The organism is Nocardia sp. NPDC004260 (assembly GCF_053603155.1).
On the sequence record NZ_JBSGEZ010000054.1, the window covers coordinates 46,381 to 53,200 of the forward strand.

General features: G+C 66.6%; 8 protein-coding genes. 3 read left to right on the top strand and 5 right to left on the bottom strand.

Annotated features, from left to right (window positions below; all coding sequences use genetic code 11):
• Nucleotides 1-59: 59 nt before the first annotated feature.
• Entirely contained in the window at nucleotides 60-1,478 is a 1,419-nt protein-coding gene (pyk, locus tag ACWEO7_RS27105) for a pyruvate kinase (protein WP_452427265.1), read from the top strand.
• 92 nt (nucleotides 1,479-1,570) lie between these two features.
• Nucleotides 1,571-2,383, top strand: coding sequence for an acyl-CoA thioesterase (locus ACWEO7_RS27110; protein ID WP_245676355.1), 813 nt, complete (start codon nucleotides 1,571-1,573; stop codon nucleotides 2,381-2,383).
• Nucleotides 2,384-2,392: 9 nt separating this feature from the next.
• Here ACWEO7_RS27110 and ACWEO7_RS27115 read toward each other — a convergent pair whose 3' ends face one another.
• From ACWEO7_RS27115 to ACWEO7_RS27130, 4 genes are all read right to left on the bottom strand, one after another.
• Entirely contained in the window at nucleotides 2,393-2,779 is a 387-nt protein-coding gene (locus ACWEO7_RS27115) for a hypothetical protein (RefSeq protein WP_452427267.1), read from the bottom strand.
• A gap of 192 nt (nucleotides 2,780-2,971) precedes the next feature.
• On the bottom strand, nucleotides 2,972-3,592 hold the full coding sequence (locus ACWEO7_RS27120; protein WP_355078252.1) for an arsenate reductase/protein-tyrosine-phosphatase family protein: 621 nt from the start codon (nucleotides 3,590-3,592) through the stop codon (nucleotides 2,972-2,974).
• A gap of 245 nt (nucleotides 3,593-3,837) precedes the next feature.
• A complete protein-coding gene (locus ACWEO7_RS27125; protein ID WP_452427269.1) occupies nucleotides 3,838-4,350 on the bottom strand; it encodes a monooxygenase family protein in 513 nt (170 codons plus the stop codon).
• A 224-nt stretch (nucleotides 4,351-4,574) separates the two neighbouring features.
• Nucleotides 4,575-5,360, bottom strand: a complete 786-nt coding sequence (locus ACWEO7_RS27130; RefSeq protein ID WP_452427271.1) for an amidohydrolase family protein — start codon at nucleotides 5,358-5,360, stop codon at nucleotides 4,575-4,577.
• Between the two features lie 95 nt (nucleotides 5,361-5,455).
• Here ACWEO7_RS27130 and ACWEO7_RS27135 point away from each other — a divergent pair, with 95 nt between their 5' ends.
• Complete coding sequence (locus ACWEO7_RS27135) at nucleotides 5,456-5,857, top strand: MerR family transcriptional regulator (protein ID WP_452427273.1); 402 nt, start codon at nucleotides 5,456-5,458, stop codon at nucleotides 5,855-5,857.
• A gap of 519 nt (nucleotides 5,858-6,376) precedes the next feature.
• Here the strand turns inward: ACWEO7_RS27135 and ACWEO7_RS27140 are convergent.
• Nucleotides 6,377-6,541: a hypothetical protein gene (locus ACWEO7_RS27140; RefSeq protein WP_452427275.1), complete on the bottom strand. Its 165-nt coding sequence runs from the start codon at nucleotides 6,539-6,541 to the stop codon at nucleotides 6,377-6,379.
• Nucleotides 6,542-6,820 lie beyond the last annotated feature (279 nt).

The window sequence follows — 6,820 nt, forward strand, 5'->3', positions numbered from 1 at the left end:
CCAAGGATTCACCATGGCCACGGCGGGACCTGCCCACCGAGCGGGACTAGGCTCTACCCGTGATGCGACGGACGAAGATTGTGTGCACGCTCGGACCGGCCACTGCCACCGAGGACCGTATCCGCGAACTCGTCGAGAGCGGCATGGACGTGGCTCGGCTGAACTTCAGCCATGGCGAGCACGCTGACCATGCCGAGAACTACAAGAAGGTGCGTCAGGCCTCCGACCACCTCGGCCGGGCGGTCGGCATTCTCGCCGACCTGCAGGGGCCCAAGATCCGCCTCGGCCGCTTCCTGGAAGGCAGGACCGTTTGGGCGACGGGTGAAGAGGTCCGCATCACCGTCGACGACATCGACGGGACCCATGACCGCGTGTCCACCACCTACAAGGAACTCGCGCAGGACGCCAAGCCCGGCGATCGCCTGCTGGTCGACGACGGCAAGGTCGGCCTCATCGTCACCCGCGTCGATGGCAACGACGTGGTCTGCCGGGTCACCGAGGGTGGGCCGGTCTCCAACAACAAGGGCGTGTCGCTGCCGGGCATGGACGTGTCGGTCCCCGCGCTCTCGGAGAAGGACATCGAGGACCTGGAGTTCGCGCTGAAGCTCGGCGTGGACTTCATCGCGTTGTCGTTCGTGCGGTCCCCGTCCGATGTCGAGCTGGTGCACGACGTGATGGACCGGGTGGGCCGCCGGGTTCCGGTGATCGGCAAGCTGGAGAAGCCGGAGGCGATCGACAACCTGGAGGCCGTCGTCTTGGCCTTCGACGCGGTCATGGTCGCGCGCGGCGACCTCGGTGTCGAGCTGCCGCTGGAGCAGGTGCCGATCGTGCAGAAGCGCGCCATCCAGATGGCTCGCGAGAACGCCAAGCCGGTCATCGTCGCCACGCAGATGCTGGAATCGATGATCGAGAACTCCCGCCCCACCCGTGCCGAGGCCTCCGACGTGGCGAACGCGGTGCTCGACGGCGCCGACGCGGTGATGCTGTCGGGTGAGACCTCGGTGGGCAAATACCCGATCGAGACGGTGCGCACGATGGCGCGCATCGTGCACGCGGTGGAGACCGAGTCGACCCGGGTGCCGCCGCTGACCCACGTGCCGCGCACCAAGCGCGGCGTGATCTCCTACGCCGCCCGCGACATCGGCGAGCGGCTCAACGCCAAGGCGCTGGTCGCGTTCACCCAGTCGGGCGACACGGTGCGCCGCCTGGCCCGCCTGCACACCCCGCTGCCGCTGCTGGCGTTCACTCCGCTGCCGGAGGTCCGCAGCCAGCTGGCGCTGACCTGGGGCACCGAGACGTTCATCGTGCCGACCGTGAGCAGCACCGACGCGATGATCCACCAGGTGGATGTAGCACTTCTGTCGATGGAGCGATACCAGAAGGGTGACCTGGTGGTCATCGTGGCCGGGTCGCCGCCCGGTACCGTCGGTTCCACCAACCTGATCCACGTTCACCGAATCGGTGAGGAGGACCATTAGTGAGTGCTTCCCTGAGCAGCCCCGTCGACGTCGCGGACGGCACGCAGCGTTCCGACCTGGATGTGCTGCTTGCCCTGCTCGATCTCGAGCAGATGGACGAGGACGTGTTCGTCGGCCAGCACCCGGAGAAGGTGTGGAGCCGTACCTTCGGCGGTCAGCTCGTCTCGCAGGCGATCATCGCTGCGGGCCGCACGGTCGGCGACCGGCCGGTGCACGCGGTCAACGCGCATTTCGTGCGCGGCGGCGATGTGAAGAAGCCGATCGAGTACCGGGTGGACCGTCATCGCGACGGCCGGGCGTTCGCCAACCGCACGGTCACCGCCAGCCAGGACGGCCAGGAGCTGTTCGTCATGCTCGCCGCGTTCCAGGACTGGGGCACGGGACTCGAGCACGCGCACGCCCAGCCGGAGGTGCCGGACCCGGAGACGCTGCCGCGGGTCGAGGAGAGCTTCGAAGGCTTGGAGGACAAGCTGGAGATGTTCGTCAAGGCGCCGCATCCGATCGACATGCGCTACACCAACGATCCGGCGTGGATTCTGAAGGGCACGGGGGAGCGGCTCAACCACAACCGGGTGTGGATGCGCGCGGACGGCAGGCTGCCCGACGATCCGCTGATCCATGTGGCGACGCTGGGCTACTCGTCCGACACCACGGTGCTGGACTCGATCATCACCACCCATGGGCTGTCATGGGGTCTGGACCGCATCGTCGCGGCCACGGTCAACCATTCGATCTGGTTCCACCGCCCGTTCCGTTTCGACGAGTGGGCGCTGTATTGCACCGAATCGCCGGTGGCCGCGGGCTCCCGTGGCCTGGCGACCGGCCGCTTCTACTCCCGCAGCGGCGATCTGCTGGCCACCACGGTGCAAGAGGGACTCATCCGCCACTTCCCCGCGCGGCGCTGAGGTCCGGGGTTACAGCAATTCGAGATCGCGATCGATGTCGAGATCGACGTCGGTGCGTTGCGACGCGCGGATCGAGACCGGGATATCCGCTCCCGGCTCGGTTCGCGCCAGCCCTGAGATGCGCTGCAATAGTTGGCGTTCCAGTGTGGCCATGTGGTCGTCGGTCAACTGGTCGGGTACGCCGACCAGACTGAGCGCGATCTCGTAGGTGCCGCGACGGTCCGAGCGGTCGCCGGGCCGGTCCGCGGGGCAGCGGCTCTCGAGGGCCGCGTGGGCCGGGTCGTCCGCGTCGACCGGCAGGGTGAAGCGCCAGGCGAACACGTCCCGGTCGGTGAGGTGGTCGTCGACCACCTCGCGCACGGTGTCGACGACGCGTTCGAGAGTTTCCGGTGTCACATAAACATGGAGCGAAACATCCGAAATGCGTTTCGGCATGTCTGATTCCTGTCCTGTGTCGAACCAGCAACGGCGGAGAGTGTTGTCCGGCGGGAGTTTAGTGCGTCGGATGCGGAAATGAACACAGCCCGTTGATAACAGGTTCGATACGCGACGGCTCCGTGCGCTGTCGTGTGCGGTTTTCGCCGGCGGTCACCGGGTGCGTTGGGCGGCGAGGAATGTCGCCAGCGGCGCCGGTGCGCCGCCGGGGCGGATCACCAGTCCACGGCGCTCGTCGTGTGGCCAGCGCGGCTGCTCGTGCGGGGCGAGCGCCAGCAGCAGCGGCACCAGCGCCTCGGCGATGCGGTCGCCGACCTCGCAGAACGCCTGGGGGGACAGCCCGACCGGATCGGCGATGTTCTCCCGGCCGACCAGCGACAGATCGTTGCGTGCCCGGTGCAATTCGGCGACCGTGCGCGCGCCGGTGACGTGCGCGATGCGATGGGCCTCCAGCAGCGTGAAGGTGCGCGCTCCGGCACCGAAGGCCAGGTCGACCACCTGGTCGCGGATCTGCTCGGTCATCGTGAGCACCAGGTCGGCCTTGTCGACCAGCTCCGGTTTCAGGCGACGTGCCCGGAAGTTGCTCGCGTCGGCGCCGAGCCCGGTGATGGTCTGCGCGGCCAGTGGCTCGACGGGAAATCCCACCAGCGCACGGGTTCCCGCGCTTTCGGCGGTGAGGTAGGGGAGATCGTGTTCGACCGCGAGGGCGCGCGTGAGCCGCTCGGCGATCACCGAACGGCAAACGTTGCCGTTGCAGACGAACAAGACGTGCATACCGATAACGATAAACGGCGCGGAGACTATCAGAAGGGCATGAGTCGTTAGTCCCACATATGGGAACAACATATTCATCTGCTCGTAGTGCGCCGTACACGAAGTACGCCGCTTCCGGCCTCTGGCCTGCGACGTACGTCACTGCGACGAGTGGTGCCGTTCGATTCTCCTCATGGCTGTACCTCGGCGCGCACGCATTCAAACGCTGCATTGTGATTGCTTCGTGATATGACAGCGCGCGCAGGCTACTCGGATTCGCTGCCGTAGTAGACGTTTTCGCTCACCACGGGCTCGGCATCGGCGGGTCTGCCCTGAACACGTCCGCGAGTGGAGAACCGGTGACCGCGAGAGGCGACGACGGGTGCGAAGCGCGCGAGTCCGCTCGCTGGGTCCATGTCGTCGTACATGGCGTCGATGCCGCCGCGGGCGAAGTAGGCCTCGTGCCAGAAGCCGGTCCCGCCGGAGTCGCGCAGGAACTTCTGCCACCAGTCCCGGTGTGGCGCCGTCCGCGTCCAGGCTTCGAGGCTGTCGAGATCGCGCCAGTACTGCCGCGCGCCCCAGTGCGGCGGGAACAGCGCCCACACGAGATCTTCGTGCAGCAGCAACCCGTCCGGACGATCCTTGTGCGAGCGATAGAGTTTCGGCCCCAGCCCGAGCAGCCGCAGCATCCCCCGAGGCCGCCGCACCCGCATGCCGATATAGATGACCACCAGATCCGGATACTCCGACAGATCCACGGTGGTCCTGTTCACTCGCATTGCATACCTCCGCTGGCCCGGATGTCGAATGCCGCCATACGGGACAACGATTCGACACTCGGATCGGTTCGATGAGGACGCATGCTCGCCTTCCGCGATAGCGCCCCGGCCGTCGAGTACCCGTTGCCATCTGCTGGTACACGGTTGGCTGCGACAGTGGCCAGGGCGTATCGATCACGGCTTCGGCGGGTGTCGGCGGTAGCCATCGCAGACACCGGCCGGTGTCAGAGTTCCAGTAGCCGGGCGAGGGTTCCGCCGAGGACGCGTTCCCGCACTTCGCCCGAAGCGGTGACGCGTTCCACCGTGGCGCGGGCCAGGAAGGGGTCGCCGTAGGGGGCGTCCGAGCCGAACAGAGTGCGGTCGGGAATCTCGTCGATCGCGAGCCGAACAGCGAATATGACGTTGGCGGTGGAGAGTTCGAGGTACATGTTCGGGATTTCACGGACCAATTCGATGGCCGACAGCCAGTTGAGCCCGCCCATCTGGCTGATGATCAGTGGAACGGTCGAATGCCGACGTGCGAGGTCCGCCAGAGTTCTCAAGTCCCGGGCCGTGGTCGGGGCGAATCCATGGACCGCCACCGGCAGGCCCCCGTGGTCGGCGGCGGCTCGCAGAACCGGTTCGATCCGCGCCGCGTCGTCGGGCTGTGGTGTCAGTTCGCCGATGCCGCGCAGGCCTCGGCCGACCACCTCGCGATACACGTACTCGGCGATCTCCGACGCGGGCAGATCGAGCCGCACCGTGCCGAAGCCGATGAAGCGATCGGGATATGCCGCGAGCGCCGCGTCGAGTTCCTGCCACGCCAGGCGGTAGCTGTCGGCGTCCTTCCCGCGCCCGTCGAGGGCGGCGGTCAAAGCGCTCATCTCGTTTCGGAGCGACACGAGATCGGTCGCCCGTTCCGGATGCGGACGCGTGGCGAACAGCACCGCCCGGTCCACTCCGGCTTCGTCCATGAGTTCGATATGAGTCCGCACCGGGTCGTGAACATGGCTGTGCGCGTCGATGATCAAGGGGTGCCTCCCGTGGAGTTCGAGGAATAGGGCCGCGGGTGCAGTGTTGAAGGTTGACGCAGTGCAAGGTCAAGAGATCGGGAGTGAAGTCGCTGATGTTGATCGGAGAACTGGCCGAACGCACCGGCGCCAGTGAACGTCAGCTGCGCTACTACGAACATGCCGGCTTGCTCACACCGCAGCGGCAGGCCAATGGGTACCGCGACTACGACCGCAGCGCGGAGCGGACCGTCCGGCAGATCCAGGCCCTACTGGCCGCGGGCCTGTCGACGCGCTTGGTTCGACAAGTGCTGCCCTGCGCTCTGGACGAGGGCTCCCTGCGCCCTTGCCCCGGGGTACTGGACAAGCTGCGCACCCAGCTGGTTCAGCTCGATCACCGCGCGACCGAGCTGGCGCAGGCCAGGGAAACCCTTCGCGGGGTGATCAGAACCGCCGAAGACGCCGAAGCGCGGCGACCACGGCCGACGCCGCGGCAGCCGGCGATGCCGGACGTTTAGGCGGAGGCGTGGCCGTGGCATCACGTGGTGTGGCACCGCGCGTGCGCTCGGCGGGGGCCGCGTGACGGGATCAGGCGCGGCAATCGCAGAAATTGCGTTCTACCTTGGTGCCGAGTGTGGGACTCGAACCCACACGTCCTTTCGGACAACGGTTTTTGAGGTTGTCACTCTCGACGTTTGTAAGAATTGGTCGGAGTTGACGGCAGTAGCGGTACCGGCGTGACCTGGGGATTCTGTCGTTGGGATCGTTGGTTGGGTCCGGTGCCCTTGCGTAGAACTGCGGACTGATTCCGGACTCGCTTCGGCATGTCTGGTGACTTTTCTTTCCCCTGCTTCCTCATACTTGCCGCCCTCAGCGGAACTCGGTCGTGTCAAGGGCGCTCTCTCCCTTGACTCGTCCGAGTGGAGCGAGACAATCGGCGTATGAGGAGGCAGGGAACTCCCACGTGATCCACTTCGGGTCCGTGGGCTTCGTTGTTTCTGGAACAACCGGGGAAGGGGGCCGAAGCCCCCTCTGGGTCAGTACGGGTAGTGGTCGAGCATCTCGAGGTTGCGGCGGTACTGGGTGTTGCACGGGGTGCAGTGCCAGATGACCTCGTCCTGCGGGCCGTACTTGGAGGTGAACGGGACGTCGGCGGGGTTGTCGCATCCGCGGAGCTGGCAGGTGGTGGGCTTGGTGGTCATCTCGCGGGTTCCTCTCCGGTTGGGGTGGTCTGGCTGAGGGCGTCTCGATCACGGCTCCGGTGGGTGTCAAGAGTGGCGCCAGCCATCACGGAGTGACGCCGTAGGCGCTCTTGATGCCCGCTGGTGGCGTGATAGCCCTCGGATCAGTCAGACCGCCACGGCCGGGGAGGAACTGGTGACCGGGCGAGCCCTGTCGGCTGGATGCGGTGACCTCGTTCGTGGAATTCGGGGACCTCGGCGGGACCACAGCCGGTGGACTGGGCAGAGTGCCGGCCGATT

Bases quoted from the DNA above. Each gene is read 5' to 3' on its own strand.
- ACWEO7_RS27140 (WP_452427275.1), bottom strand. From the start codon at position 6,541: ATGACCACCAAGCCCACCACCTGCCAGCTCCGCGGATGCGACAACCCC.
- ACWEO7_RS27120 (WP_355078252.1), bottom strand. From the start codon at position 3,592: ATGCACGTCTTGTTCGTCTGCAACGGCAACGTTTGCCGTTCGGTGATC.
- ACWEO7_RS27135 (WP_452427273.1), top strand. From the start codon at position 5,456: ATGTTGATCGGAGAACTGGCCGAACGCACCGGCGCCAGTGAACGTCAG.
- ACWEO7_RS27110 (WP_245676355.1), top strand. From the start codon at position 1,571: ATGGACGAGGACGTGTTCGTCGGCCAGCACCCGGAGAAGGTGTGGAGC.
- ACWEO7_RS27125 (WP_452427269.1), bottom strand. From the start codon at position 4,350: ATGCGAGTGAACAGGACCACCGTGGATCTGTCGGAGTATCCGGATCTG.